General features: G+C 71.8%; 25 protein-coding genes. 18 read left to right on the forward strand and 7 right to left on the reverse strand.

All coding sequences use genetic code 11. The features are described 5' to 3' along the window. The 4 genes from BJ998_RS39335 to BJ998_RS39350 all read left to right on the forward strand — a co-directional run. A partial coding sequence (locus BJ998_RS39335; protein ID WP_221339539.1) for a helix-turn-helix transcriptional regulator occupies nucleotides 1–569 on the forward strand: 569 nt, incomplete at its 5' end. Between the two features lie 150 nt (nucleotides 570–719). Next, on the forward strand, nucleotides 720–2,150 hold the full coding sequence (locus tag BJ998_RS39340) for an MFS transporter (RefSeq protein WP_184869235.1): 1,431 nt from the start codon (nucleotides 720–722) through the stop codon (nucleotides 2,148–2,150). 92 nt (nucleotides 2,151–2,242) lie between these two features. Beyond that, a complete protein-coding gene (locus BJ998_RS39345; RefSeq protein WP_246489986.1) occupies nucleotides 2,243–3,835 on the forward strand; it encodes an alpha-amylase family glycosyl hydrolase in 1,593 nt (530 codons plus the stop codon). A gap of 144 nt (nucleotides 3,836–3,979) precedes the next feature. After that, nucleotides 3,980–4,747, forward strand: a complete 768-nt coding sequence (locus BJ998_RS39350) for a hypothetical protein (RefSeq protein WP_184869236.1) — start codon at nucleotides 3,980–3,982, stop codon at nucleotides 4,745–4,747. Here the strand turns inward: BJ998_RS39350 and BJ998_RS39355 are convergent. The 3 genes from BJ998_RS39355 to BJ998_RS39365 form a co-directional block, all read right to left on the reverse strand. Beyond that, entirely contained in the window at nucleotides 4,710–5,975 is a 1,266-nt protein-coding gene (locus BJ998_RS39355; protein ID WP_184869237.1) for an APC family permease, read from the reverse strand. The two genes, BJ998_RS39350 and BJ998_RS39355, sit on opposite strands and share 38 nt — an antisense overlap. Before the next feature lie 52 nt (nucleotides 5,976–6,027). After that, a complete protein-coding gene (locus BJ998_RS39360; protein ID WP_184869238.1) occupies nucleotides 6,028–7,707 on the reverse strand; it encodes a sensor histidine kinase in 1,680 nt (559 codons plus the stop codon). 236 nt (nucleotides 7,708–7,943) lie between these two features. After that, complete coding sequence (locus BJ998_RS39365) at nucleotides 7,944–8,522, reverse strand: Rv1733c family protein (RefSeq protein ID WP_184869239.1); 579 nt, start codon at nucleotides 8,520–8,522, stop codon at nucleotides 7,944–7,946. Nucleotides 8,523–8,750: 228 nt separating this feature from the next. Here BJ998_RS39365 and BJ998_RS39370 point away from each other — a divergent pair, with 228 nt between their 5' ends. From BJ998_RS39370 to BJ998_RS39380, 3 genes are all read left to right on the forward strand, one after another. Beyond that, nucleotides 8,751–9,173, forward strand: coding sequence for an Hsp20/alpha crystallin family protein (locus BJ998_RS39370; RefSeq protein WP_184869240.1), 423 nt, complete (start codon nucleotides 8,751–8,753; stop codon nucleotides 9,171–9,173). A 201-nt stretch (nucleotides 9,174–9,374) separates the two neighbouring features. After that, a complete protein-coding gene (locus BJ998_RS39375; protein WP_184869241.1) occupies nucleotides 9,375–10,214 on the forward strand; it encodes a universal stress protein in 840 nt (279 codons plus the stop codon). A gap of 11 nt (nucleotides 10,215–10,225) precedes the next feature. Then, nucleotides 10,226–11,083, forward strand: a complete 858-nt coding sequence (locus BJ998_RS39380; RefSeq protein WP_184869242.1) for a universal stress protein — start codon at nucleotides 10,226–10,228, stop codon at nucleotides 11,081–11,083. 82 nt (nucleotides 11,084–11,165) lie between these two features. On the opposite strand, the gene BJ998_RS39385 is transcribed toward BJ998_RS39380, so the two are convergent. Continuing rightward, nucleotides 11,166–12,014: a universal stress protein gene (locus BJ998_RS39385; RefSeq protein WP_184869243.1), complete on the reverse strand. Its 849-nt coding sequence runs from the start codon at nucleotides 12,012–12,014 to the stop codon at nucleotides 11,166–11,168. Nucleotides 12,015–12,415: 401 nt separating this feature from the next. Between BJ998_RS39385 and BJ998_RS39390 the strand changes: the two genes are divergently transcribed. After that, nucleotides 12,416–13,063: a response regulator gene (locus tag BJ998_RS39390; protein WP_184869244.1), complete on the forward strand. Its 648-nt coding sequence runs from the start codon at nucleotides 12,416–12,418 to the stop codon at nucleotides 13,061–13,063. Between the two features lie 24 nt (nucleotides 13,064–13,087). Here the strand turns inward: BJ998_RS39390 and BJ998_RS39395 are convergent, their stop codons facing one another. Beyond that, nucleotides 13,088–14,767, reverse strand: a complete 1,680-nt coding sequence (locus BJ998_RS39395) for a GAF domain-containing sensor histidine kinase (protein WP_184869245.1) — start codon at nucleotides 14,765–14,767, stop codon at nucleotides 13,088–13,090. Between the two features lie 151 nt (nucleotides 14,768–14,918). Here BJ998_RS39395 and BJ998_RS39400 point away from each other — a divergent pair, with 151 nt between their 5' ends. Genes BJ998_RS39400 through BJ998_RS39410 form a run of 3 tightly spaced genes read left to right on the forward strand, consistent with a single transcriptional unit; the run spans nucleotide 14,919 to nucleotide 17,328 of the window. Beyond that, a complete protein-coding gene (locus tag BJ998_RS39400; RefSeq protein WP_184869246.1) occupies nucleotides 14,919–15,938 on the forward strand; it encodes an Acg family FMN-binding oxidoreductase in 1,020 nt (339 codons plus the stop codon). Beyond that, complete coding sequence (locus BJ998_RS49395; RefSeq protein WP_184869247.1) at nucleotides 15,935–16,711, forward strand: universal stress protein; 777 nt, start codon at nucleotides 15,935–15,937, stop codon at nucleotides 16,709–16,711. Before BJ998_RS39400 ends, BJ998_RS49395 begins: the two co-directional genes overlap by 4 nt. A gap of 2 nt (nucleotides 16,712–16,713) precedes the next feature. Then, nucleotides 16,714–17,328 carry a CBS domain-containing protein gene (locus BJ998_RS39410; RefSeq protein WP_184869248.1) on the forward strand — a complete coding sequence of 205 codons (615 nt, stop codon included), beginning with the start codon at nucleotides 16,714–16,716 and terminating at the stop codon, nucleotides 17,326–17,328. 72 nt (nucleotides 17,329–17,400) lie between these two features. On the opposite strand, the gene BJ998_RS39415 is transcribed toward BJ998_RS39410, so the two are convergent. After that, nucleotides 17,401–17,808 carry a pyridoxamine 5'-phosphate oxidase family protein gene (locus tag BJ998_RS39415; RefSeq protein ID WP_184869249.1) on the reverse strand — a complete coding sequence of 136 codons (408 nt, stop codon included), beginning with the start codon at nucleotides 17,806–17,808 and terminating at the stop codon, nucleotides 17,401–17,403. A gap of 332 nt (nucleotides 17,809–18,140) precedes the next feature. On the opposite strand from BJ998_RS39415, the gene BJ998_RS39420 reads away from it, so the two are divergent. The 7 genes from BJ998_RS39420 (at nucleotide 18,141) to BJ998_RS39450 (ending at nucleotide 23,723) form a co-directional block, all read left to right on the forward strand. Next, nucleotides 18,141–18,941, forward strand: a complete 801-nt coding sequence (locus tag BJ998_RS39420) for a universal stress protein (protein ID WP_184869250.1) — start codon at nucleotides 18,141–18,143, stop codon at nucleotides 18,939–18,941. Nucleotides 18,942–19,059: 118 nt separating this feature from the next. After that, nucleotides 19,060–19,494 carry an STAS domain-containing protein gene (locus BJ998_RS39425; RefSeq protein ID WP_184869251.1) on the forward strand — a complete coding sequence of 145 codons (435 nt, stop codon included), beginning with the start codon at nucleotides 19,060–19,062 and terminating at the stop codon, nucleotides 19,492–19,494. Between the two features lie 60 nt (nucleotides 19,495–19,554). After that, nucleotides 19,555–20,007 (forward strand): MarR family winged helix-turn-helix transcriptional regulator, encoded by a 453-nt coding sequence (locus BJ998_RS39430; protein ID WP_184869252.1) that lies wholly within the window; start codon nucleotides 19,555–19,557, stop codon nucleotides 20,005–20,007. A 194-nt stretch (nucleotides 20,008–20,201) separates the two neighbouring features. Beyond that, nucleotides 20,202–20,615: a low affinity iron permease family protein gene (locus BJ998_RS39435; RefSeq protein WP_221339540.1), complete on the forward strand. Its 414-nt coding sequence runs from the start codon at nucleotides 20,202–20,204 to the stop codon at nucleotides 20,613–20,615. Nucleotides 20,616–20,680: 65 nt separating this feature from the next. After that, nucleotides 20,681–21,529 (forward strand): NmrA family NAD(P)-binding protein, encoded by an 849-nt coding sequence (locus BJ998_RS39440; protein WP_246489987.1) that lies wholly within the window; start codon nucleotides 20,681–20,683, stop codon nucleotides 21,527–21,529. A 77-nt stretch (nucleotides 21,530–21,606) separates the two neighbouring features. Continuing rightward, nucleotides 21,607–22,260, forward strand: a complete 654-nt coding sequence (locus BJ998_RS39445; RefSeq protein ID WP_184869253.1) for a TetR/AcrR family transcriptional regulator — start codon at nucleotides 21,607–21,609, stop codon at nucleotides 22,258–22,260. Further along, the gene (locus tag BJ998_RS39450) at nucleotides 22,257–23,723 is read left to right on the forward strand and encodes a carboxylesterase/lipase family protein (RefSeq protein WP_184869254.1); all 1,467 of its coding nucleotides are present in this window, start codon (nucleotides 22,257–22,259) and stop codon (nucleotides 23,721–23,723) included. The genes BJ998_RS39445 and BJ998_RS39450 overlap by 4 nt, the downstream gene beginning before the upstream one ends. On the opposite strand, the gene BJ998_RS39455 is transcribed toward BJ998_RS39450, so the two are convergent. Continuing rightward, the gene (locus BJ998_RS39455; RefSeq protein WP_184869255.1) at nucleotides 23,708–24,739 is read right to left on the reverse strand and encodes a YhjD/YihY/BrkB family envelope integrity protein; all 1,032 of its coding nucleotides are present in this window, start codon (nucleotides 24,737–24,739) and stop codon (nucleotides 23,708–23,710) included. The two genes, BJ998_RS39450 and BJ998_RS39455, sit on opposite strands and share 16 nt — an antisense overlap. Nucleotides 24,740–24,820: the final 81 nt, after the last annotated feature.

A 24,820-nucleotide genomic window follows, 5' to 3' on the forward strand; every position in this document is an offset into this window, starting at 1 on the left:
ACCCGGCGGCGAGCCAGGTGTTGCCCGGCTGGCTGGCCGCCGCGGGCCGGCCGGCGGAAGGCGGCGGCGCGCTCACCGCCCAGGTGGAATCGTGGCTGCACCGGGCTTCCCGCGAACTGGACCGGGGACGCACCGACCTGGCCAGGCAGGCCCTCGGCCGCGCGCTGCACCTGGCCGCGCCGGAGAACCTGCGCCGGCCGATCGTCGAGGCCCCGCCCCGGTTGCGGCGATTCCTGTTGCAGGACCAGCAACTGCTGCGCCGGCACCAGTGGCTGGACGGTGCCCTCGCCGTCGTGTCGACGACCCGGCCGCAGGGCGACACGCGGCCGCCCGCGCTCGTCGAACCGCTCACCGACCGCGAATACGAGGTGCTGTGCAACATGGCCGCGCTGCTGTCCACCGACGAGATCGCGCACACGATGTTCGTGTCGGTCAACACGGTGAAGACGCACATCCGCGGCATCCTGCGCAAGCTGTCCGCCAACCGGCGCAACGACGCCATCCGGCGCGCCCGCGAACTCGGCCTGCTCGGCACGCCGGGCGACGGATCGCCCGGCGCCCCGCCCTGACCCGGCCGGCGCTCGTCATCCGGCGCGGAGGAGGCCGACCAGTCCGGGACGGCCCAGCGTGGTTCCTGACCGGACTTCGCGGCGCGACTCCCAGGCGGTGGACCGAATGGGTTCTGTGACGGGCATGACGACCCGCCGCGGGCGGCGGCGATGACCCGCACCGGCGCGGCCGAACTGGTGCTGCCGCTCGCGCTCGCCCAGTTCGTCGCCAGCTACGCCGCGACCAACATGAACGTGGCCATCAGCACGATCGCGTCGGACATCGGCACGACGGTGATCGGCATCCAGACCACGATCACGCTGTTCACCCTGACCATGGCGTCGCTGATGATCCCGGGCAGCAAGCTGACCGACATCTGGGGCCGCAAGGTGTGCTTCATCGGCGGCCTGGCCGTGTACGGCGTCGGTGCGGTGCTCGCTTCCCAGGCCGGGGGCCTCGGCTTGATGATCCTGGGCTACTCGCTCCTGGAAGGCATCGGGTCGGCGTTGCTGATCCCGCCCATCTACATCCTGATCACGGTGTCGTTCGACGACATCGGGACGCGAGCCCGAAACTTCGGCGTGGTCAGCGGCGCCGCCGGGCTCGGGGCCGCGGCCGGTCCGCTGATCGGCGGGCTGGTCACCAGCTTCGTCAGCTGGCGCGCGTCGTTCCTGCTCCAGGCGCTGGTGGTGTTGTCGATCGTCGTTCTCGCCCGCCACCTCGCCGATCCGCCCAGGCCCGAGCCGCCGCCGCGGTTCGACCTGCTCGGCGCCGTGCTGTCCGCGGCCGGTCTCTTCCTCGTCGTGTTCGGGATCCTGCGCACCGGCACCTACGGCTGGTTCGTCGCTCGGACGGACTTCACGGTCGCCGGCACCGTGATCATCCCGGCCGGTGGCCCGTCGCCGGTGTGGATCTACATCGGGATCGGTGTCGCGGTGCTCGCGCTGCTGGTCGCGCACCTGCGCGCGCGGGAGCGAGCGGGACGCGACCCGCTGTTCTCCGTCACGCTGTTCCGCGACCGCACCACCTGCCTCGGCCTGACGACCCAGCATCTGCAGTGGCTGGTGCTGCAGGGCTCGTTCTTCGTGATCTCCGTCTTCCTGCAGCAGGTCCGCGGCTTCGACGCCATCGGGACCGGCCTGATGCTGCTGCCCGCGACGGTGGGCATCCTGCTGTCCTCCGCGGCGGCGGAACGGCTGGCCCGTCGCCACTCCCAGCGGCGGCTGGTCCGTGGTGGCTTCGTGACCACGATCGCCGGCATGGCGCTGCTGCTCGCGTTGGTCAGGGACGACTCGGGCGTGCTCACCTTCGTGCCCGGCCTGTTCCTGACCGGCGCGGGCATCGGGATCATGCTGACCGCGTCCGTGAACGTGGTGCAGTCCAACTCCCCGGCCGAACTGCAGGGCGACATCTCGGGTCTGTCGCGCAGCGTGTCCAATCTCGGTTCGTCGATGGGCACCGCGCTCGCCGGCTCGGTCCTCGTGGGCGCGGCGCATCCGGGTGGCGGCCCGTTCGCGCTCGCGCTGGGCGTTCTCGGCGTCGTCGCGGTCGTCGGCCTCGTGGCCGCGATCCTGCTGCCCCGCCCGGCCGCTCGGGACTGAGCCGAACCACCCGGCCGGGATGACGTCGTCTCCGCGGGCCACGTACATGCTGGCGACACAACGGATCCGGCATCGAGTGGAGGTAGGACACCATGTCCGAGGACACCATGTCCGACACGGAGCGCGATCGCCCCGGCGGCGGAGTCGCCTGCGCCGATCACGACGGTGGCGCGACCAGTGGGTGGCCCGAGCAGCCCGTGATCTACGAAGTCAACACGGCGGTGTGGCTGGACGCCGTCTCCCGCGCCGTCGGCCGCCGCACGACGCTGGCCGACGTGTCGGACGACGACTGGGACGCGGTCACGCCGACCGGGGTCGACGCGGTCTGGCTGATGGGCGTGTGGCGGCGCAGCCCGGCCGGTCTCGCCCTGGCCAACGCGGATCCCATGGTGCGTAGGACGTTTCGCGCGGCCCTGCCGGACCTGCGCCCCACGGACGTGTTCGGCTCGCCGTACTGCGTGCGGCAGTACGTGGTCGACGACGCGTTCGGCGGGCCCGACGCGCTGGCTGTCGCCCGGAAGGCGCTGGCCGAGCGTGGTGTCCGCCTGATCCTGGACTACGTGCCCAACCACGTCGCCCCCGACCATCCGTGGGTGACCGAGAGGCCGGAGCTGTTCATCCGCGGCGAGCCGCGCGACCTGTGGGCGGACGCGACGGCATGGCTGGATCTGTCCGGGCACGTCCTGGCCCGGGGGCGGGACCCGCACTTCCCGGCGTGGACCGACGTCGTGCAGCTCGACGCGTTCTCCCCCGCGCTGCGGACGGCGACCGCGGCCACCCTCTCCGAGATCGCCGACCAGTGCGACGGGATCCGCTGCGACATGGCCATGCTCGTGACGAACACGGTGTTCGCGGCGACCTGGGGCGATCGGGTCGGACCGGAACCGGCCGGGGAGTTCTGGCCGGAGGTCATCGGCCGGTTGCGCGAGCGGCACCCGGAGACGGTGCTACTCGCCGAGGCGTACTGGGACCTCGAACCGAGCCTGCAGCAGCAGGGCTTCTCGTTCTGCTACGACAAGCGGCTGCACGACCACATCGTCGAGCAGGACCCGGCGGCCATCCGCGAGCACCTGCGCGCCGGCCGGAACCACCAGTCGCGGCTGGTGCGGTACCTGGAGGACCACGACGAGCCCAGGATCGCCGGCCAGCTGGATCCGGCCGCCGAGGTCGCCGCGGCTGTCGCCATCGCCACCCTGCCGGGCGCGACCCTGTGGCACGAAGGGCAGTTCGAGGGCCGCAAGGTCCGCCCGTCGGTGTTCGTGTCGCGGCGCCCCGACGAACCGCCGGACCGCGGCCTCGCCGCGTGGCACGCCCGCCTGCTCGCCACCGTCGCCAACCACCGCGTCCGCCGGGGCGCCTGGCAGCTGTTGGAACCGGCCGGCTGGCCCGACAACCAGTCCTGCCGCAACCTCATGGCCTGGTGCTGGCTGCCCGCCGACGGCGAGACCCGGCACCTGGTCGTGATCAATTTCTCGGCGCAGCCGGCGCAGGCCCGGATCCCGCTGGGCTGGCCCGACCTGCCCGGTCGCCGCTGGCGTCTCACGAACCTGCTCGGCGACGACGTGTTCGGGCGGGACGGCGACGACCTGGCCGGTTCCGGCCTGTACGTCTGCCTGGGCCCCTGGCAGGCGCACCTGCTGTCGGTCGAGTCGTTCGACGAGGACCGAGGACTGCTCATGCGGTAGCGCGGTCTCACCCGCCTCCCGAACGGAAGTCGCGCGGTAACGCCTCTCGTCGCGCGGGCGAAGAACTGGTCCCCGGAGGTGGACGCCATGAACGATCCGGATCGATCCTCGCTCCATTCGCGACGGTGGTGGATTCTCGCCGTCATGACCGTGGTGGTCGCCGCCGCCGCGGCCGTCGTCGTCACGCAGCTGCCGGCCAACACCGTCGCGCCGGGCACGACAACCGTCCAGCCGACCGCGGTGGTGACGACCACGGCCCAGTCCGCGAGCGCGACCACCACCGCGGCCGCCGCGAGATACCAGCTGCTGTGGCCGTTCGCCGACGAGCAGGAGGCGGCGGCGTGGCAGGTCGGCTACCGCAAGGACGGCCATCAGCCCTGGCATCTCGACGCCGGCCTGACCGCCCAGTCGTTCACCCGGGGCTACCTGGGTTACGGCACGCTCGACCGGGTCACCACGACGTCGGTGATCGACGCGGACGCACACGTCGGCGTCGGGTACGAGCTGCCCGACGGCCGGACGGCCACGGCCGCCGTGATCCACCTGGTCAAGATCAGCACCGGTCGGGACGCGCCGTGGGAGGCCGTCGGCACCGACGACACTCCGCAGCTGACGCTGACCACGCCCCCGTACGGCTCGACCGTGACCTCACCGGCGAAGGTCGGCGGCAACATCACCGGTGTGGACGAGAGCCTGCGGATCCAGGTGTTCCGTCTCGCCGAGGAGAAGCCGATCGGTCGGACGGACGGCATCCCGGCCGGCGGTCAGAACACGCCGTGGACCGCCCAGGTGTCGTTCACCGCACCGACGGGCAGCGTGCTCACCATCGCGGTGTCGACCGGCGGGCACGTCAACGACGTCGAACGCTTCGCGGTCACCGGCGTTCGCTCGGGGCCCGCAGTGAACGGCTGACCGCCCGGCCCGCCAGTCCGACGGCGAACATCACCGCCCCGGCCAGCACCGAGGGCCAGGGCAGGGTGGCCACCAGAACCACGCAGCCGGCGCCGCCGAGCACGTTGAGCCAGCGCGGCCACCGGCGCTGGGCCGCCGGCTGGGTGAACGCCGCGGCGTTGGCGATGGCGTAGTAGATCAGCACGCCGAAGGACGAGAAACCGATCACCCCGCGCAGGTCGACGGTGGCCACCACGACGCCGACCACCACCGCGAGCGCCGTCTCCGCGTGGTGCGGGACCTGGAACCGGGGATGGACGGCGGCCAGCCACCGGGGCAGGTCCCCGTGGCGGGCCATGGCCAGGCTGGTACGGCCGATGCCGGCGATCAGCGCCAGCAGCGCCCCGAGCGACGCCAGCGCGGCCCCGACCCGCACGACGGGATCGAGTCCGGCCGACTGGACGGCAGTGCTCAGCGGCGCCGTAGAGGCGGCGAGCTTGTCCGGGCCGGCGGCGAGCAGGGCCGCCACACCCACCACCAGGTAGACGGCGACCGTGATGAACAAGGCGATCGGGATGGCGCGCGGAATCGTGCGTTGCGGGTCGCGGACCTCCTCGCCCATGGTGGCGATGCGGGCGTAGCCGGCGAAGGCGAAGAACAGCAGCCCGGCGGCCTGGAGAATGCCGTAGACACCGCCGGCGTCCACGCCGCCGAGATTCGCCGGATTCGCGTGCCCGCCCACGGCGATCCCGACCACGACCACCGCCAGGGCGGTCAGGCTGGCGCCGACCAGGATGCGGGTCAGGAGAGCGGTTTTGGTGACGCCGCGGTAGTTGAGCGCGGCCAGGCCGAGCACCGCGGCCACCGCCACGGCCCGCTGCGCCCACCAGGGGCCGGGCACGGCGTAGGAGGCGAAGGTGAGGGCCATGGCCGCGCAGGAGGCGGTCTTGCCGACCACGAATCCCCAGCCGGCGGTGAACCCCCACCACTCCCCGAGCCGCTCCCGCCCGTAGATGTAGGTGCCACCGGACACCGGGTAGGCCGCCGCCAGCTGCGCCGACGCGGTCGCGTTGCAGTAGGCGATGACCGCCGCGACGGCCAGGCCGACCAGCAGCCCGGCGCCGCCGGCCCGGGCCGCCGGTCCGAACGCCGCGAACACGCCGGCGCCGATCATCGAACCCAGCCCGATGACCACCGCGTCGCCCGTGCCCAGTCGCCGCGCCAATGCCCCCTGGCTCACGGGCGTCATCAAACCATGCCGGCCGGCTCGGGCCGCGTCTCGACCGCGCCGGGGCCGTCGGTCACCCTCCGGCGAGCGGCACCCGCCAGCGCAGGCGCGTGCCGCCGTCGGGCAGCGCGCAGATGCTGAACCGGCCGCCGACGGACCGGGCCCGCGCGGCCATGTCACGCAGTCCCCGCCCGTCGACGTCGCTCGCGACGCCGACGCCGTCATCGGCGATCTCCATGTCGAACTCCTCGGCGGCGGTCACGCGGACCCGCACCGAGCGCGCGTGGCTGTGCCGGACCACGTTCGACATCGCCTCGGTCAGCACGACGACCGCGTGCTCACCGACCGCACCGGACACCGCGGAGTCCACCGACCCGTGCATCTGGGTGGTCGGGGTCAGCTCGGTGTCCTCGGTCGCGTGCACGACGACGTCCAGCAGCCGCCCGCGCAACGGCTGCGTCTCCGCCCTGCCCTGCAGGTCGTAGACGGAGCTGCGGATGTCGGCGATCACCTGGTCGATCTCCCGGACCGACTCGCAGATCCGCCCGACACCCGAGCCCCGGACGGCCGGCAGCGCGCCCTGCATCCGCAGGCCGACCGCGAACAGTCGCTGAATCACGTGCTCGTGCAGCTCCTGGCCGATCCGGTCGCGGTCGGACACGACGTCGAGCTCGCGCCGCATCTGCTGCTTGACCGCGAGTTCGAGGGCCAGCGACACCTGACTGCCGAAGAACGCGAGCAGCGGCAGCTGCTCGTCCAGGAATGTCGGCCGCTGCTTGCCCCGCAGCACCAGCAGCACGCCCGTGATGTGCTCGCCGGACCGCATCGTGACCACCATCGAGTGCCGGTAGGAGGCCAGCGCGTCGGCCAGCGCGCTCTCGCCGCGGTTCCGGCACAGATCCGTCTCGATCAGCGGGGCGCCGCTGCTGACCACGTCGCCGATCAGCTGGTCGCCGCTCGAGATCACCCGGCCGAGCACGGCGCCGTCGATGTCGCCGACCACCGCCTGCACCACCCGGCGGTCGCGGTGGCCCTTCGGCGTCAGCAGCACCAGCGCCGCGTCCGCGCCGGTCAGGTCGAGCGCGCGGCGGGCGACCAGGCCCAGCGCCTCGTCCAGCTCCATGCCCGAGAGCAGGTCGGTGGTCAGCTCGGTGAGCGCCTCCAGCCAGCGCTGCCGCTGCCGGGCCTGGTCGAAGGACCGGGCGTTGTCCACGGCGATGCCGGCGGCGGCCGCGAGCGCCTGCACCATGACCTCGTCGTCCGCACTGAACCGGCCACCGCCGCGTTTGTCGGTCAGGTACAGGTTCCCGAAGACGGTGTCCCGGACGCGCACCGGCACGCCCAGGAAGCTCCGCATCTGGGGATGGTGTCCGGGAAAGCCCACGGACGCCGGATGTGAGGCGATGTCGGTCAGCCGCAACGGCCTCGGATCGGCGATGACCGTGCCGAGCAGGCCGTGCCCGGTCGGCAGCGGCCCCATCCTCGCGCGGGTGACGTCGTCGATGCCGATGGTGAGGAAGTTGGCCAGCCTGCCGTCCGGGCCGAGCACGCCCAGCGCGCCGTACTCGGCGTCGACGAGCTGCGCCGCCGCCTCCACGATCCGGCGCAGGGTCGCGTCCAGGTCGAGGCCGGCCGACACCGCCATCACGGCGTCCAGCAGGCCCTGCACCTGGCTCTTGGCGGTCGCCAGCTCCGCGACCTGGGTGGAGAGTTCGGCGACGAGCTCGTTGAGACGCAGGCGCGAAAGGTCCACGTCAGGCTCCCTGCTCGGCCGTATCGACCAGTCCTGTCTAGTCCCGGTTCCGGTCGACGACAAGGGGCCGCGGGTCCTGAGCCGGACGCGTGCGGACAGCGTCGCAGCGACGCTCGGCGGCAAACCCTTGACACGAAACGAAAGCCAGTCAGAGAAAGATGAGCATCACTCGTGATCGTCGGGGTTGGCGACTTTGGCGGGTTGTCCACCCTGCGCCACCCGACGCGGCGCCGTGCTCACCGGGCCGACAGCTGGGCCCATTCGAGATCGATGGCGGCGAACTTCCTGTGGTCCATGCGCCAGCGGGCGAACAGGTAGGCCGCGAGCACCAGGCCCTCGGCGCCGACGGCGCCGCACGAACCCGCGACGACGCCGTTGACGACGGCGTCGTCCGGGGTCATCGGCGGCGGGACGATCGAACCCTCGTCGTCCAGCCACACCCGCACGCTGGCGCCGTCGGTCAGGCCGACCGTCTGCTCCGTCCACCCGGTACGGACGACGCTCGCCTGGTCGGTGTAGCGCACCTGCACCGACATCCTGGTCCCGGTGCTGCCGGGTCCCGGCAGCGAGTTGTCGAGCCGCACCGCGTTCGTGGGATGCGAGCGCGCCATCTGCTGCCCCGACGTCACGAGATCGGACTGCGCCACCGTCAGTCCGAACACGATTCCGGCCAACGCGATCACCATGCCGGCCAGCCACACCAACACGACCGACAGCCCCTCGACGCGGTCGACGGGCCGGCGCAGCGAGTTGCGGCCCAACCCGATCCGGCGAGCCATTCCCAGCAACGAAACCTGCCGCACGTACGTGCCCATCGTCGGTGTCCCTTCTCACTCGTCCACGACTTGTCCCGAGCATCGTCGCCGAGCCCATGGGCCCCCAGAGTCGTTGGCCGCTCGGGTGGTCCCGTGCCCCCAGGGACTTCCGACCCCGTCCGGCGCGCCGGATGGCGGCCGGAGCGGGGCCTTCTCCTCTGCGCCACGGGCCCGGCCCGGGTGTCCGATGGAGGGGCAGGACCACCGAGGAGGCAAGGAGGCAGACAGATGGCCAAGCCGGTCCGCAGGCAGCACGGCCTGCTGCCGGACCTGATCGACTGGGCCGAGTCCTTCCCGTCCGTGTTCGGGTTGCGGCCGGCGCCGGGCATGCGGGTGGAGGACTTCGTCGAGGACGGCATGTACGTGGTGCGCGCCGAGTTGCCGGGCATCGACCCGGCCAAGGACGTCACGATCACCGTCCACGACCGGCTGCTGACGATCAGCGCCGAGCGCGCCGAGGAGACGACCGAGAAGAACCATTCCGAGTTCCGCTACGGCTCCTTCTCGCGCACCGTCTCGCTGCCCGCCGAGGCGAGGGAGGAGGAGATCAAGGCCGGCTACGCCGACGGAATCCTCACCGTGAGGGTGCCCGTCGACGAGACGGCCACCCCCCACCGCAAGATCGAGATCGAGACCGGGGACAAGGGCTGACGTCCCCGGGCCGTGGCCGCCGTCCCCGGCGGCGGCCACGGCGCGCGACGCGTCGACCGGCAGGCCGCCGGCCGACCGTGCGCCGGACGTCCGTCCTGTCGGGTTCACATCGTTCGGCCGGGTCCGAGCGGGGCTTTGTGCTCTGCTCACCGGGATGTCCGAGGAGTGCGATGGAGGTGCAACGACCCGAAGGAGGTCGCGATGACCACGGCGGCGATTGTCGTCGGCATCGACGGCTCGGACTCCGCCCGCCACGCCGTCGTGTGGGCGGCCCGGGAAGCGGCGCGCCGGAAGATCAGGCTCGTGATCGCCCATGTCGCGCCGGACCTGCCCGCGGTGGTGGCGCAGGCCCGCGCCTGGCTCGACGACGCCGGGGCGGCCGCCGGCCACGCTGCTCCGACAGTCACGACATCGGCCGAACTGCTGTGCGGGCCCGTGGTGGAAACCTTGGCGGCGGTGTCCACCTGGGCCGACACGCTGGTGCTCGGCACGCGAGGGCTGGGCGGGTTCGCCGGCCTGCTCGTCGGGTCCACCGCCATCGGCGTCACCACGCGGGCCTCCTGCCCCGTTGTCGTCGTCCGGACGCCGGGGCCGCGGGCGCCGCTGCCCACCTCGGGGCCGATCGTCGTCGGCGTCGACGGGGGCACCGCCGAGGAAGCGATCGAGTGGGCGTTCACCGAGGCCGCGCTGCACGACACGCTCCTGATCGCGGTGCACACGTGGACCGAGGGCAGGTTCGGCCACGGCTGGGACGCCGTGCCGTACGCCGTCGACTTCCAGGCGCTCGACGACTCGATGCGCGTCATGCTGTCCGACCGCATGGCGCACTGGCGGGAGAAGTTCCCGGGCGTCCCGCTCGAACTCGTCACCGCGCTCGACAGCCCCGCGCACGCGCTCGTCGAACAGTCCAAGCAGGCGCGGCTCGTGGTCGTCGGCACTCGCGGCCATGGTCCGTTCGCCGGGGCACTGCTCGGTTCCACGAGTCATGCGCTGCTGCACCACTCCGCGTGCCCGGTCGCCGTGGTGCGCACCACGTCGTGAAGGAGTCCGCCATGACTCTGCCCATCACCGTCGGCATCGACGGGTCGAGCTCCGCCGAACGTGCCCTGGGCTGGGCCGCCGCCGAGGCCGTACTCCGCCACACTCCCCTCGACATCGTCCACGTCAACCCGCCCATCACCGTGCCGCCCGAGATTCCCGCCGCCACCGCCATGAGCGCCGCGATCGCCACCCAGAGCCGCAGGTGGCTCAACGACGCCGTGGACATCGTCGAGGCCGTCGCCCCCGAGGTCCCCGTCACCGCCGAGCTGATCGAAGACCAGGTGCTCGACGCGCTCACCAGGCGGTCGTCCCACGCTCAGCTGCTCGTGCTCGGGTCCCGTGGCATCGGCGGCTTCGCCCAACTGCTGGTCGGCTCCGTCGCCATCGCCCTCGCCGCCCACGCCCGGTGTCCGGTCGCCGTCGTGCGTGGCGCCGTGCCCGGACCGACCGCCCCGATTGTCGTCGGCATCGACGGCTCCCCCACCAGCGACGCCGCCCTCGCGTTCGCCGTGGACGAGGCGTCCCTCCGGTCGGCGCCGCTGGTCGCTTACCACGCCTGGCGTGACACCGTCCACGAGCCGGGCGGGCAGCACCAGCCGTTCGTGCTGGACTGGAACGCCATCCGCGACGCCGAGGAGAAGGTGCTCGCCCAGCGTCTCGGCGGCTGGCAGGACCGCTACCCCGATGTCGAGATCCGCCACGTCGTCGAGCGCGACCGCCCGGCCCAGGGCCTGCTCCGCCAGTCCGCCCGCGCTCAGCTCGTCGTCGTCGGCTCCCGCGGCCGCGGCGGCCTCACCGGCATGCTCCTCGGCTCCACCAGCCATGCCCTCATCCACCACGGCGCGTGCCCGGTCGTCGTGGCGCGCTGAGGCAGGGCCTCCCGTATCGGCGGGCCAACTCCTTGCCCTGCCCCTGCCCGGGCCTCTGTTCCGTCACCAGGACATGCATCGCTCACTCCGGCCTCACGACGGCGACCGGGCACGGCGCGTGGTGCAGCAGGGCGTGGCTGACGGATCCGAGCAACGCGTCCGCCGGCCTGCCCCGCCCCGACGAACCCACCACGAGTAGCTGCGCACCGTCGGCCTGGTGCAGCAGCCGTTGCGCCGGCCGGTTCTCGTGCACGACCTGACGAACAGTCGTGTCGGGATAGCGCTCACGCCAGCCGGCAAGACGTTCGGACAACGTGACGCGCTCGTCGGCGGCGACCGTTTCCCGGGCCACGTCCGGGATCGGCGCCGAACCGGCCCACACCGAGACCGCGTCGCCGCACACGTGCACGGCCTCCAGATCGGCGTTGCGCCGTGAGGCCATGTCGTACGCGAACGCCAGGGCCGCCTCGCTCGCGGGCGATCCGTCCACCCCGACGACGATCGGCCCGCCCGCGGTTTCCTTGCCGCGCACGACAATCACCGGGCAGCGCGCACGGGCGATCAGTGCCACGACCGTGGACCCCACGACCAGCTCGGCGAAGCCGCCACGGCCGTGGGCCCCGACCACGACCAGCGCGGCCTTCTCGGACTCGTCGGCCAGCAGGTCGACGCCGGGCTCGAGCTCCAGCACCGGCTCGACCTCGAGCGCCGGACGCGTGTCGAGCGCGCGCTTCACGCCCTCACGCAGGCAATACCGCGCCGCGATCCGCGCCTTGCTCAGGAACGCGGCGGGCAGCCACGGCGTGGTGATCGAGTGCCCGTGGACGACTCGCAGCACGGCGTGCCGGCGATGAGCCTCCTCGGCCGCCCAGCGGACGGCGTTCATCGACGGCTCGGAACCGTCGACGCCTACGGTGACGGTGTTCGTCATGTCTGGCTCCAGGGGTCGAACTCGGCCGGGGTGAGGCCGAGCAGGGACGGGAAAATCCGCGGGACGCGAAGTCCTGCATCGGGCGCGGTCCGCCCGGCCGTGGATCTCCGCCGATTTCTGTCGCGTCCAGCGTCGCGGGCGGCCGCGGTCGGTCCCAGGGCCGTAGGCCACGGCCGTGGTCCCGACCTGGCCGGGGACTTAGGGCCCTGCGGGCGCGACCGCGACCATGACGGGTCGCGGCAACCCAGGGCACAGGTCCCGTGGGCCCCGGGCGCGATGGCACTGTCGGACAGGGTCCTGTGTGCGGTCTGCTGGTGTCCCGGCGCGGCGCCGTGATCGACGGGGGTAGCCGGGTGACCGGCGGCCGGAACCGTGGAAGGCTCTATCCGGAGGTGGCTGCGATGACCATTGGCGTGTTCCTCGTCGACGACCACGAGATCGTCCGACGCGGAATCTCCGACCTGCTCGAAGGCGAGACCGACCTCGAGGTCGTCGGCGAGGCCTCCACCGTCGCCGAGACCCTCGTCCGGGTCCCCGCCGCGCAACCCCAGGTCGCCGTGCTCGACGTGCGGCTACCCGACGGCAACGGCGTCGAACTCTGCCGCGAACTGCGCTCCGCCATGCCACAACTGCAGTGCCTCATGCTCACGTCGTTCTCCGACGACGACGCCCTGTTCGACGCCATCATGGCCGGCGCCGCCGGCTTCCTGCTCAAACAGGTGTTGGGCAGCGACCTGGTCAACGCCATCCGCACCATCGCCGGCGGCCAGTCCCTGCTCGACACCCACACCACCTCCGCCCTGCTCGCCCGCCTGCGCCGCGACCAGGAACAACGCACCGACCCCCTGGCCGTGCTGTCCGACCAGGAACGCGTCGTGCTGGAGCTCATCGGCGAGGGCCTGACCAACCGCCAGATCGCCGAACGCATGTACCTGGCCGAGAAGACCGTCAAGAACTACGTCTCCCACCTGCTGGCCAAACTCGGCATGCAACGCCGCACCCAGGCGGCGGTGTTGGCCACCGAGCTGAAGGACAAACGCAACTCCTAGGCGGGGTCTTCAAGACGGCAAATCTCAGGGGGCTGGCCGGATCGGCACCTTCCAGGTGTAGCGGGTGCCGCCGTCCCGGCCGGGGCCGACGGTCAGGGTGCCGCCGAAGGCGGAGGCCCGATTCTCGATGTTGGCCAAACCGCTGCGGGCCAGCGTCTCCGGCACTCCGACGCCGTCATCGAGGACGTCCACGATCAGATCGTGCGCGGCCTCGATGGTGACCACGATGTGCGTGGCACGAGCATGCCGCAGCGCGTTGGACAGACCCTCACGCAGAGCCGCCTCGGCATGCGGGGCGATCTCCGGCGGGACGAGGGTGTCCACGGCGCCGGACATGCGTACCGACGGCGAGACGTCGGTGCCATTGGTCAGCTCGGAGACGACGTCGAGCAGGGTGCGGCGCAGGCTGTCGACCTCGTCGGCGGTGTGCAGGTCGAAGATCGACGTCCGGATCTCCATCACGGTCTGGTCGAGCTGGCCCACGGCATGCTGGATCCGCTTGCGCGCCTCGGGATCGGCGATCATCCGCAGCGTGCCCTGCATGCTCAGGCCGGTCGCGAACAGCCGCTGGATGACGTGGTCGTGCAGGTCCCGGGCGATCCGGTCACGGTCGGCCAGCAGGTCGAGCATGCCCTTCGTCCGCTGCTTCTCGGCCAGCTCCAGGGCCAGCGCGGCCTGGTCGGCGAAGGACGTCACCAGCGGAACGTCGTCGGGGCGGTACTCGACGCCGCCCTTGTCCCGCGCCGTGACCAGCGCACCGGTGCTGCCGTCGGAGGTGCGGAACTCCACGACGAGCCCGGGGCCGAGCACGTCGCCGGCGAGCCGGCCGCCGAGCTCCAGCACCAGGTCGGGAACGAGCCGCGGGGCATTGTCGAGCAGCGGGCGGGCGTCGGGCAGCACGGCACCGGCAAGCTGGTCGGCGCACGTCCCGACAACGCCGCGGACGGTGAGCGTGTCGTCCCCGTCGGCGACGAGCACCATGGCGCACGATGAATCCGTCAGCTCCATGGCCCGCAACACGACCAACCGCAGAGCATCGTCCACAGTGGCCCCGCCCAGCAACTCGGCCCGGATCTCCGACGACGCCTCCAACCAGCGCTGCCGCTGCTGGGACCGTTCGAACAGACGCGCGTTCTCGATCGCCACGCCGGCGGCTGCGGCCAGCGCCCGCAGCACGACCTCGTCATCCGCGGTGAACTCGCCACCGCCGCGCTTCTCGGTCATGTACAGGTTGCCGAACACCTCGTCACGCACCAGGACCGGCGCGCCGAGGAAACTGTGCATCGGCGGGTGGTTGGCCGGGAAGCCGACCGAGGCGGGATGGCTGCTCAGATCGGCCAGCCGGATCGGCTTGGGATCGTGGATGAGCAAACCCAGCAGGCCCCGCCCCTCCGGCAGGTGACCCATCAGCCCGCGCTGCTCGGCATCGATGCCCAGATACACGAATTCGGACAGGCCGTCGCCGGTGCTGGCCAGCACGCCCAGCGCCCCGTACCGGGCATCGACCAGGTCGGCCGCGGCCTGCACGATCCGGGTCAGCGTGGAGTCCAACTCGATCCCCGACCCGACCGCCAGCACGGCATCCAACAGGCCTTGCACCCGGTCGCGGGTCTTGACGATCTCGGCCAGCCGCTCCTGCACCTCGGCCAGCAACTCGTCCAGCCGCAGGCTGCCCAGCACCGCTGACGCGTCGGCCTCTGGCATCGGACGCTCCCGTTGATCTCCGTCGACAACGTCGAGCCTGCCACGCCGCCGGGTCGCTTTCCAGGGTCCTGGGACCTCGTGGTCGACGGCCCTGGTCCCACATGACTTTGGGCCGTGTCAGCGGCGCACCCTCGACGCGCACCGTGAAGCCATGACCAGTCCAGTCCCCGCCAGCCTCGGGCTCAGCCCGGCCGAGGTGACCACCGTGCTCGAAGCGGCGGCCATGGCCCCGTCGGTGCACAACAGCCAACCCTGGCGATTCCGGGTCCTGCCCGACCGCATCGAGCTGCACGCCGACCTCACGCGCCGGCTACCGGCCACCGACCCGGGCGACAAGGAACTGCGGCTGGCATGCGGCGCCGCCCTGACCAACCTCCGCATCGCGCTGGAAGCCCTGGGGATCCGCCCGCTGGTGACGCTGCTGCCGCGCAACGCCGGCCCGGACGCGCTCGCGACCGTGCGGCACGGAGGCCAGGTCGCGCCGAGCTACCGGATCGCCGACCTGCGTCGGGCCATCCCCTCCCGGCACACCAACCGCAAGCCGTTCCGCGACATCCCAGTGATGCCCGCGCAGCTCAGCCAGCTCGTCCGGGCCGCACTGACCGAACGGTCGTGGCTGCACCCGATCACCGATCCGGCGCAGCGGTCCCGCCTGCACGCGATGGTCACCCGCGCCCACCAGATCCAGCTCTCCAGCGTCGAGTTCCGCGCCGAACTGGAGCACTGGACCGGGCACGGCGGCGAACGCCGCGACGGCGTGCCCGCCCGCTCCGCCGGCCCCATGCCCGAACCGCAGGACCGGTGGGTGCTGCGCGACTTCAGCGGCGGCCAGGCACGAGACCGGCTGCCAGGCAAGGACTTCGAGCGCGAACCACTGATCGCGGTCGTCTGCTCCTACTACGAGGGCCTGCTGGCCGAGCTGCACGCCGGCCAAGCCATGCAGCGCGTACTGCTCACCGCCACCACGCTGGGCCTGTCCGCCTCGTTCATCGCCCAACCGATCGAAGTGCCCGAATGCCGCAAGCAGCTGCGCCACCTGCTGGGCGCCGGCATCACCCCCCAAACCATCCTGCGAATCGGTCACGGCAGCCCGGTCGCGCCCACACCCCGACGTCCGGTGGCGGAACTGCTCATCGACGCCGAGCGGATGCTGCCGGGAGGCAACCCGTGAGCACCAAGGCCGTCCTGGTCGGGCTGTCGCCCGGCACCGACTCACTGGGGACCATCATCTGGCCCGCGGAGTACGCCGGCCGCCTGCGGGCACCGCTGCGCGTCGTGCTCGCCGACGGCGGCAGCCTGCCCGCGCTCTACAACGCGACCGCGACCGTCCGCATTCGGTACCCGCGACTGGCGCTGTCCGCGACGACGGCCGACAGCGGTCTCCCTGACGCTTTGCTCGGTCGGACCGGCGACGCACACCTGACCGTTGTCGACCGTGCCGCCGCCGATGCCGGCATGGCTGCGACCGTGGCGGCGCAGGCGAGCTGCCCGGTCGCCACTGTCGCCCCCGGAACGGCCTGGGACGGCGAGAACCGGCCGATCCTGGTCGGAGCGGACGGGACCGAACACTCCGAGCAGGCACTGCGCTGGGCGTTCACCGAGGCCGACCGGCTCGGCCGCGGCGTCCGCGTCGTGCACTGCCAGCCACACCGCACGAGCACCGAACAGCGCAACTCCGTGTTCGACCTGGTCTCGCTGTTCACCGGCCGCTACCCCGCGATGGCCGTGCAGCTGCACACCACGGTGTGCCCGCCCGCAAAGGCGCTGGCGTGGCACTCGCCGTCGGCGTCGATGGTCGTCGTCGGCCACCGCGAACACGGCGTCGGCGGCCGCATCTACCGCAGGGTGCTGCGCGAGGCGGCCTGCCCGGTCGTCATCGCCGGCCCCGACACCATCCTCGACGCCGCAATCGCGGCGCCGGCCCTGAACACCGTGAGGAGCTGACAATGAGGGCACAGGACGTGATGAGCAGCCCGGCGATCACCGTCCGGCCGGACCAGCCCGTCAAGGAAGTCGCCGTGCTGCTGGCCAGGCGCGGTTTCACCTCGGCCCCCGTGGTCGACGCCGACGGCCGGCTGGTCGGCATGGTCACCGAGGCCGACGTGCTGCGCGACCGCATCCCGGTCGACGCGCGCACCCGTATCTGGCGGGACGCAGACGTGCACACGCATCCGCCGCAGACCGTCGCCGAGGCGATGAGCACGCCGGCCGTGGCCGTCACACCCGGCACGGACTGCTCCGCGATCGCGCGGATGATGCTGGAGGACAACGTGCGTGCGGTGCCCGTCGTGGACGGCGGCCGCGGCGTGGTCGGCATCGTCACCCGCCGCGACCTGCTGCGAGTCATCGCCACCGACGACACGACCGTGTTGATCGCCGTGCGGTCGCGGCTGGCCGCGTACGGCGGCGCCGACCGCTGGTCGGTCACCGTGCACGACGGCGTGGTCGACATCGTCGACGACTTCGACGACGCCACCGACCGGCACGTCGCACAGGTCATCGCCGAATCCGTCCCCGGGACCATCGAGGTGCGGGTGCGCAGCCGGGAATCGGCGCGATGAGCGGCGTTCATGCGGGCGGCTGGTGACCGAGGCCCGGTCGGAGCGCGGCCGTTCGGCCGAACCGGGTCGGGCCTACGGGACCTCGCCGACCCGCCGCCCGCTGATCGAACCGATCACGATCCGGATCAGCCGGTCGCGTCCGCTCACCCACGACCGCGGCGCGGCCTCCTCGGCCGCCGCCAGCTCGGCCGGATGGTCGACGACACCGGAGCGGCCGACCACGACCACACTCCACCCTTTGCCGCTGTCCCGGTCGATCTCGTCCACCTCGAACGCCACCACGGCGTTGCGGATGGCCACGGCGAGCTTGCCGCCCGCGCCGCTCCGGATCAGCAGCGATCCGTCCCACACCGAGTAGTTCACCGGCAGCACCGCCGGCAGCGCCTGGTCGGTGAACACGATCCGACCGACCGGCACGGTCTTCAGCAGTTCCAGGCACTCGGCCCGGTCGAGGACCTCGAGGCCCGCAGCGTCGAACATGGGTTCCCACTCTCGTCCGGACGTGGCGGTGCGACCTTCTGGCGGACATGGCGGTGCGACCGAAACGGCGGCCTCGGTCACACCGATGCTGTCCAGGCGCTGCACCCAACCCGTCGTCGGCAGCCGCTCGGTCGAGCCTGCCTTGATCATCGACGCTCCCCTCGTCGCTGCTCTCGATTCAGCTGCCACCGTCGCCGCTGCCCGGGGTTGCGCGCCGCAGGCGGCCGACCCGAACCATCGGGGTCTTTCGGCCCCGTGTCGTCGTTCCGACCGCCTCTGCCGCAGGTCAGCGCGGTCGGCGAGGGTTGGTGCACACCCCCGAGGAGGTCCCGATGCCCGCCGCCGCCCCGCTGCACGACGTCCGTCCCGCCGAGACCCGCACCGCCGAAGTGGTGACCGTCGGCGCCGACGGCTCGTATTGGGGCGGTATGGCACTCGACTGGGCCGCCCGCCACGCCTGGCTGCACGGCGCCTCGCTGCAGGTGCTGCGGGCCTGTGACGGCGTCCCCTCCGACGTGCCGTCCGATCTCGGGCTCAGCCACACGCTCCGGCTCTATCCGCTGCTGCCCATCACCTGCCGTCCCGTCGGCGCGTCCCCCGTCATCGGCCTCGTCGCCGCCAGCGAAGGCAGCTCGCTGCTCGTGCTCGGCTGCCGGGGCCACCGTCGCTTCGGCCTCGGCGAACACGTCATCCCCGTGCTCACCGGCGCCCACTGCGACGTCCTCGTCGTCCGCGGCACCCCCTCCGCCGTCCGCGGCGAGCACCGCTCCGTCACCGCCATGGTCAGCGGCGGACTCAACGACCTCCTGGTCCTCCGCCGCGCCGCCGCGTTCGCCGCCTCGCGCCGCTCACGCCTGCGTGTCGTGCACGCCGCCCCCTCGGACCTCCGCGCCATCCACGACCCCGACGACGTCCTGCATGTCGCCGAGCTCCAGTTCAGGGCCCTCGACACCGCCGTGCGCGCCACCTTCACCCTCGACCGGGCGCTGCCCCACGAGACCGTGGAGCACGCCGACGACACCGACCTGCTCGTCGTCTCCCGTGGCGAATCCCGTCGCCACCTCCACATGCCCGGCCCCGTCACCAAGGCCGCCCTCTACCACTCCCCCTGCCCCGTCCTCGTCGTCCCCTGACGCTCCCACGGATCGCGTTGTGGGTGCTGCGCGATCCCGCGGCGGGTTTCAACCGGCCGGCTTGTGGATATCTCTCGCGCAAACGCGCCAGCCGACCCCACCCCAGGACGCCCTGATCATGACCTCTTCGCACGACACGCCCGACACCGACCACGACGATGCCGCGCCGCTCGGTGCGAAGCCCGAAAGATCCCCGGACACCCCGGAGATCCTCGACGTCCGCCGGGAGACGGTCGGGCCGGCCACGGTCCTGCACGTCACCGGGGAGATCGACTCGGACACCGCGGCCCTGTTCCGCGAGCACCTCGCCGACGCACGGAACGACACCACCACGGCGACACCGCTGATCGTCGACCTGAGCGGCGTGACCTACATGGCCTCCCCCGGCCTGTCGGTCCTCATCGAGGCGCACAACGAGCACCGACGCCTGCACACCCGGCTGTGCGTGGTCGCCGGCTCACGGGCGACCCGGGTCCCGATCATGACCACGGGCCTGCACGCACAGCTGAACGTGGTCATCACGCTGGAGCAGGCGCTTCCATCGACCTCGTGAGGCGGTCTGGCCAGCTACCCTATTCTCCGGAAGGTACTTCTGGGGAATGAGGAGTGTGCCGTGCCCGACCTCGCGCAGGTGTTCTCCGATCTCGTGCGGTACGAGACGAGGCTGTACAACGTGCTCGGCGCGCGACTGCGGGCCGAGCACGGCGTGACCATCGGCCAGTTCGAGTTCCTGCGGTTCATCGGCGGCCGGGACGGCTGCCGGGTCAACGACCTCGCCCAGGAGTTCGCGATCGCCGTCGGCGCGACCAGCAAGGGCGTGGACCGCCTGGAGGCCGCCGGATGGGTGCGCCGACGCCCGAACCCGGAGAACCGCCGCTCGTCCCTGCTCGAACTCACGGACACCGGCCGGCAACTGCTGGACGCCGCCGCCCCGACGTTCGAGCGTGAGTTGGGCGCCTGGCTGGCCGACCCGATCACCGCCCGGTCCCTCACCCAGTTGGCGTCCACGATCGCCGTGCTCCGGCGGACCGTGGAGGACGCGCGGGCGGGCATGCCGAGCGGCTGACCCGGTTCGACGCCGGCCTGACGAGCGACGCTGTGGTTTACCGGCGCCGCAGCGGGGTATCCATCGTCGATTCTCCAGCCCCTTGGCGGGCCCTGCTTGCGAGATGTGGAGACGACCATGTCCACGGATGCCGCCGTATTAGTGAAGAACGCCCCTCGTCGCACCCTGTCCCCGCAGAACGCGGCGGCCTGACGATGTCCACCGCCGAGGTGAAGCCGGCGAAGATGCCGTCGCAGTCGCGGTCCGAGCTGTCGGTGTTCGACCGCTTCGCCGACCTTGTCGGCCGCATGACGTCCCGCGCCGCGTTCTTCGTGTTCTGCGTGCTTCTCGTGCTGCTGTGGGCGCCGTCCTACTTCATCTTCGGCAGCGTCGACACCTGGCAGCTGATCATCAACACCGTCACCACCATCGTGACCTTCCTGCTGGTCGCCTTGCTGCAGAACACCCAGAAGCGGTCCGACGACGCCGTGCAGCAGAAACTCAACGCCATCGCGCAGGGCCTGGCCGACATGATGGGCCGCACCAGCGCCGGTGAGCAGCGCGAGCTGGCCGAGGACCGCAAGGAGCTGCTGAAGGCGGTCGGCCTGGAGGACCGCGAGGGCAGCTGACGCCGGCCGCACCTGTGCCGGTTCTGGGATACTTCCCGCGCTTACCAGTGGGACGCGGGGGGACGATGATGATCTTGGTGACCGGCGCGAGCGGGAACGTCGGATCGGCGCTGCTGGGTTGTCTGCGCGCCGAGGGCGTGGCCACCCGCGCGGCCTATCGCGACCCGGGCATGACCGCCCGGGCGATCGAGTCGGGACGGTCGGCGGTCACGCTCGATCTGGCGGAGCCGCGGACGCTGGGCCCGGCGCTCGACGGTGTCGAAGCCGTCTTCCTGCTCGGCGCGATGGGTCCGGCGCAGACGGCGCAGGAACTCACCATGCTCGACGCGGCCCGCGCAACGGGCACGCGAGTGGTCAAGCTGTCGGTCTGGCGCGCGGACGAAGGTCTGTCGCCGGTCGCCCGGCTGCATCGGCCCGTCGAACAGGCGTTGTTCACGTCCGGTCTACGGTGGACGGTCCTGCGGCCCAACTTCTACCTGCAGAACTTTCTGCGCCAGCCGTCCATTCGAGACGCCGGCGAGTTCAGTTTCCCACTGATCACGGCCCCGATCAGTTTCATCGACGCCGGGGATGTCGCCCGGGTGGCCGCGCGGGTCCTGACGACGGACGGACATGACGGTCGCGTCTACCCCCTGACCGGACCGAAGGCCTTGACCTACACCGAGGCCGCGGCGGTGTTCGGCGACGTCCTGGGCCGGCGGGTGCGCTACGTGGGGCCACCGGACGACGAGGCGCGCGCCGCGATGCTGAGCCGAGGAATGCCGGAGTTCCACGCTGACGCTCTGATCGACGTGGCCCGCGCTTACCGGGACGGTGGCGCCGACACGGTGACGTCGGCCGTACCCGATCTCACCGGCCGTCCGGCCCTCGGGTTCGCCGACTTCGTGCGCCAGCACCGTGACGTGTTCGGCTGACGACGTCTGGACAACCCGACACTTTCCGTCCAACTAGACACCTTGACGATATCTGTCTAGTTTGACAAGGTGCCGTTATGACGGACGACCGGAGCGATCGGATCCTCGACGCCGCGCTGCCGGTGTTCTGCCGGTACGGCTACGGCAAGACGACCATGCAGGACGTCGCCCGCGCGGCGGGCATCTCCCGAGCCGCCCTCTACCTGCACTTCGCCACCAAGGAAGACCTCTTCCGGGCCGGATCGCGCCGGGCCCACGCCCGAGCGCTCGACCAGGTGGACGCGGTGCTGGCGGAGCCGACTGACGTGGTCTCCCGGGTCAGCACGGCGATGGCCACCTACTTCGGCGGCCTGATGGCCCAGATCTCCTCGAACACGCACGGCGGCGAACTGTTCGACGCCAGCCTCTCGGTCAGCGGCGACAGCGTCGGCGAAGCCAACACGGCGCTGGTATCGCGGCTGGCCGCGGCGTTGGACGCGGCCGCGGCGGCGGGCGAGGTCAGCTTGTCCACTGTGGACACCACCGGCGAGGAGCTTGCGCGCCTGCTGCTGGCGACCGCGGACGCGCTGGCGAAAGCAAGCCCCGACCCGCAGGTGTGGCGCGAGCAACGAGCCCTGCTCTTTCGGCTGGTGAGCGCGGCGATCACCCCACCCGAGCCGACACCGCCACAGCCGACACGTCGTCGAGCCGCATCGAAGCCGTCCGTTGCTGCTCGGAGGGCAGAGCGATGACCCAGCCTGTGGTGTCGACACGCCTGGGTGCGGTTCGCGGGCGCACCGTCGGCGGAATCACTGTGTTCAAAGGCATCCCGTACGCGGACGCACCCGAGGGGGCGTTGCGGTTCAAGCCGCCGGCTCCCGCGCGGGCATGGGCGGGCGTCCGGGACTGCGCGGAATTCGGCAGCGCCGCGCCACAACTCGCACCCGCCCCGGGAGCGCCACCGGCATGGCGGCCCGGTGACGGAATGGACTGCCTGACGCTGAACGTGTGGACCCCCGATCTCGGCGCGGCCGGCTTGCCCGTGATGGTGTGGATCCATGGCGGGCTGTGGAAACACGGTACGGCCGCCATGCCGCAGTACGACGCGACCGCGCTGGCCAGGTCCGGGGTCGTAGTGGTCACCATCAACTACCGGCTCGGGTTCGAGGGCTTCGGCCACCTGCCCGGTGTCCCGGACAACCGTGGCCTGCGCGACCAGATCGCGGCCCTGGAGTGGGTCCGGTCCACCATCTCCGCGTTCGGCGGCGACCCCGCGAACGTGACCGTGTTCGGTCATTCCGCCGGCGCCGCGTCCACCGTCCTGCTGATGGCCGCGCCGGCCGCTGCCGGACTGTTTCGCCGGGCCATCGCCCAGAGCATTCCCGCCGGGTACCGGCCCCGGAGCGAGGCCGCAGCCATCACCGCGACGATCGCCGAAGCCGCCGGCGTGGCCGCCACCTGGGACGGGTTCGCGTCTCTACCGCCGGAGGCGATCCTCGCCGTGCAGGACACGCCACTGCGCGCCCGGAACGCCGGCTTGACCGCTTTCGGGCCCGTCATCGACGGCGACCTGGTCACGGGACCACCCCAGACGGCCCTGGCCGGCGGTGTCGCCCGTGAGGTGGACCTGATCTGCGGCTTCACTCACGAGGAATACCGCGGCCAGGACGGGCCGCCCCCGCCCGGCGTCGACCTGCCGGCCGTCGCCGCCGCGCTCGGACTACTCCCGGACGCAGCCGACGCGTACCGGCGGGCCCACCCCGGCGCCAGCAACGCCGAGGTGTTCACCGTGATGCTGTCCGACGCCCTTGTCCGGATGCCGACCATCCAGACCGCCCAGACGCACGCCGCGGCGGGCGGGCGCACCTGGCTGTACGACCTCGCTTGGTCCAGCCCGGGTCTCGGAGCCGGTCATGGGCTGGACATCCCGCTGATCTTCGACACCGCCGCCACCCGGTACGCGACACGCTTCCTCGGCACACCGACACCGCCCGGATTCGACGTGCTGTCCGAACAGATCCGCAGCGCCTGGACCAGCTTCGCCACCACCGGGGACCCCGGCTGGCCCGGATTCGACCTCGCCCACCACCGGACCCGCATCTGGGACCTTCCGCCCCGCGACGCCGACGATCCACTCGCGGACTCCCGCCGCATCTGGCAGCACACGCACGCCGCACCATCGGGTCGCGAGAGCACGCATCACGCCGGCGGCTGATCAGCCGGCCGGGCCGCGTCGCTCCGTCGGCTGGTGCTTTCCTCCCCGGCCCGGGGCGGGAACCGCACCCGAATGTGTGCCTGCTCGACCAGTTGCTCGGTGCGGGCGTACGCGGCGTAGGCCTGCCGGTCGGCCGGCGTCAGCGGCGCCTCGCCGACGAACGGGGTGAGCAGGCTGCGTGGCCACAGCCGCAGCACACGGACTGCGTTGACCTCGGCGCCGAGCACGGCGACGGTCGCGCCGAGGTACAGCCAGATCATCAGCCCGATGACGAGGCCGAAGGCGCCGTAGGTCGCGCTGCTGCCGCGCAGTTCGTGTTCCAGCAGGTAGGTGCCGCCGATCTGCAGTCCCTGCCAGAGCAGAGCCGACACGACCGCACCGGGCAGGAGCTGCCCCCGCGCGAAGTCCCGCGCCGTCAGAACGCGGAAGGCGAGCAGGAACAGCAGCACGTTGACGACGAGTGCGCCGAGGTTGGCCAACAGCGCCACGAGCACGTCGTTCGAGGCCAGGTCGGAGGCGACCGTGGTCAGGCCGGTCAACGCGGTCGTGAGCAGAACACCGAGGCCGAGCGTGGCCAGCAGGAGCAGGCTCCGGGCGTAGAAGCCGAGCAGGTTGGGTCGTTGCACCCGCGGCACGGCCCAGATCTTGTTCAGCACGGTCTGGCCCGCGCCGGCCACGCCCAGCGCGCCGTACAGTGCCGCCGCGGCGCCGAAAGTCACGCCGAAAACGTTGCCCTGCAAGGAATGCACATTGGACACGATCTGCTGGCCGAGCACCGGGAAGTCGGTCAGCGCCGAGTGCAGCACCTGCTGTTGCAGCGCGACGTCGTCCTGCATGACGAAGCCGAGCACGGTCACCAGGAGCAGCAGGAGCGGGAACAGCGACAGGAACCCGTAGTAGGTCAGCAGCGCCGCCAGGTAGTAGCCCTGGTCGTCGACGAACTTGTAGCAGACCGCGAGCGGGAAGCCAGCCCAGCGATGCCGCTGCTGGAACTCGTCGGACCGTACCGCAACCAATCCGCCACCCCGCTCCGCTCGATCTTCTCCCGGTGTACCCAGCGGGCGCCCGCTCCTACCGCGCCGCCATGCTCACCGGCG

It is taken from the genome of Kutzneria kofuensis, assembly GCF_014203355.1.
In the GTDB taxonomy this organism is placed as follows: Bacteria; Actinomycetota; Actinomycetes; order Mycobacteriales; family Pseudonocardiaceae; genus Kutzneria; species Kutzneria kofuensis.

What these genes read in the sequence shown, in the direction of transcription:
- BJ998_RS39355 (WP_184869237.1), bottom strand. Translation starts at nt 5,975, where the DNA reads ATGACGCCCGTGAGCCAGGGGGCATTGGCGCGGCGACTGGGCACGGGC.
- BJ998_RS39385 (WP_184869243.1), bottom strand. Translation starts at nt 12,014, where the DNA reads ATGACGAACACCGTCACCGTAGGCGTCGACGGTTCCGAGCCGTCGATG.
- BJ998_RS39445 (WP_184869253.1), top strand. Translation starts at nt 21,607, where the DNA reads ATGACGGACGACCGGAGCGATCGGATCCTCGACGCCGCGCTGCCGGTG.
- BJ998_RS39375 (WP_184869241.1), top strand. Translation starts at nt 9,375, where the DNA reads ATGACCACGGCGGCGATTGTCGTCGGCATCGACGGCTCGGACTCCGCC.
- BJ998_RS39440 (WP_246489987.1), top strand. Translation starts at nt 20,681, where the DNA reads ATGATGATCTTGGTGACCGGCGCGAGCGGGAACGTCGGATCGGCGCTG.
- BJ998_RS39435 (WP_221339540.1), top strand. Translation starts at nt 20,202, where the DNA reads ATGTCCACCGCCGAGGTGAAGCCGGCGAAGATGCCGTCGCAGTCGCGG.
- BJ998_RS39350 (WP_184869236.1), top strand. Translation starts at nt 3,980, where the DNA reads ATGACCGTGGTGGTCGCCGCCGCCGCGGCCGTCGTCGTCACGCAGCTG.
- BJ998_RS39340 (WP_184869235.1), top strand. Translation starts at nt 720, where the DNA reads ATGACCCGCACCGGCGCGGCCGAACTGGTGCTGCCGCTCGCGCTCGCC.
- BJ998_RS39410 (WP_184869248.1), top strand. Translation starts at nt 16,714, where the DNA reads ATGAGGGCACAGGACGTGATGAGCAGCCCGGCGATCACCGTCCGGCCG.
- BJ998_RS39370 (WP_184869240.1), top strand. Translation starts at nt 8,751, where the DNA reads ATGGCCAAGCCGGTCCGCAGGCAGCACGGCCTGCTGCCGGACCTGATC.
- BJ998_RS39395 (WP_184869245.1), bottom strand. Translation starts at nt 14,767, where the DNA reads ATGCCAGAGGCCGACGCGTCAGCGGTGCTGGGCAGCCTGCGGCTGGAC.
- BJ998_RS39425 (WP_184869251.1), top strand. Translation starts at nt 19,060, where the DNA reads ATGACCTCTTCGCACGACACGCCCGACACCGACCACGACGATGCCGCG.
- BJ998_RS39365 (WP_184869239.1), bottom strand. Translation starts at nt 8,522, where the DNA reads ATGGGCACGTACGTGCGGCAGGTTTCGTTGCTGGGAATGGCTCGCCGG.
- BJ998_RS39400 (WP_184869246.1), top strand. Translation starts at nt 14,919, where the DNA reads ATGACCAGTCCAGTCCCCGCCAGCCTCGGGCTCAGCCCGGCCGAGGTG.
- BJ998_RS39420 (WP_184869250.1), top strand. Translation starts at nt 18,141, where the DNA reads ATGCCCGCCGCCGCCCCGCTGCACGACGTCCGTCCCGCCGAGACCCGC.
- BJ998_RS39345 (WP_246489986.1), top strand. Translation starts at nt 2,243, where the DNA reads ATGTCCGAGGACACCATGTCCGACACGGAGCGCGATCGCCCCGGCGGC.
- BJ998_RS39450 (WP_184869254.1), top strand. Translation starts at nt 22,257, where the DNA reads ATGACCCAGCCTGTGGTGTCGACACGCCTGGGTGCGGTTCGCGGGCGC.
- BJ998_RS39390 (WP_184869244.1), top strand. Translation starts at nt 12,416, where the DNA reads ATGACCATTGGCGTGTTCCTCGTCGACGACCACGAGATCGTCCGACGC.
- BJ998_RS39380 (WP_184869242.1), top strand. Translation starts at nt 10,226, where the DNA reads ATGACTCTGCCCATCACCGTCGGCATCGACGGGTCGAGCTCCGCCGAA.
- BJ998_RS39415 (WP_184869249.1), bottom strand. Translation starts at nt 17,808, where the DNA reads ATGTTCGACGCTGCGGGCCTCGAGGTCCTCGACCGGGCCGAGTGCCTG.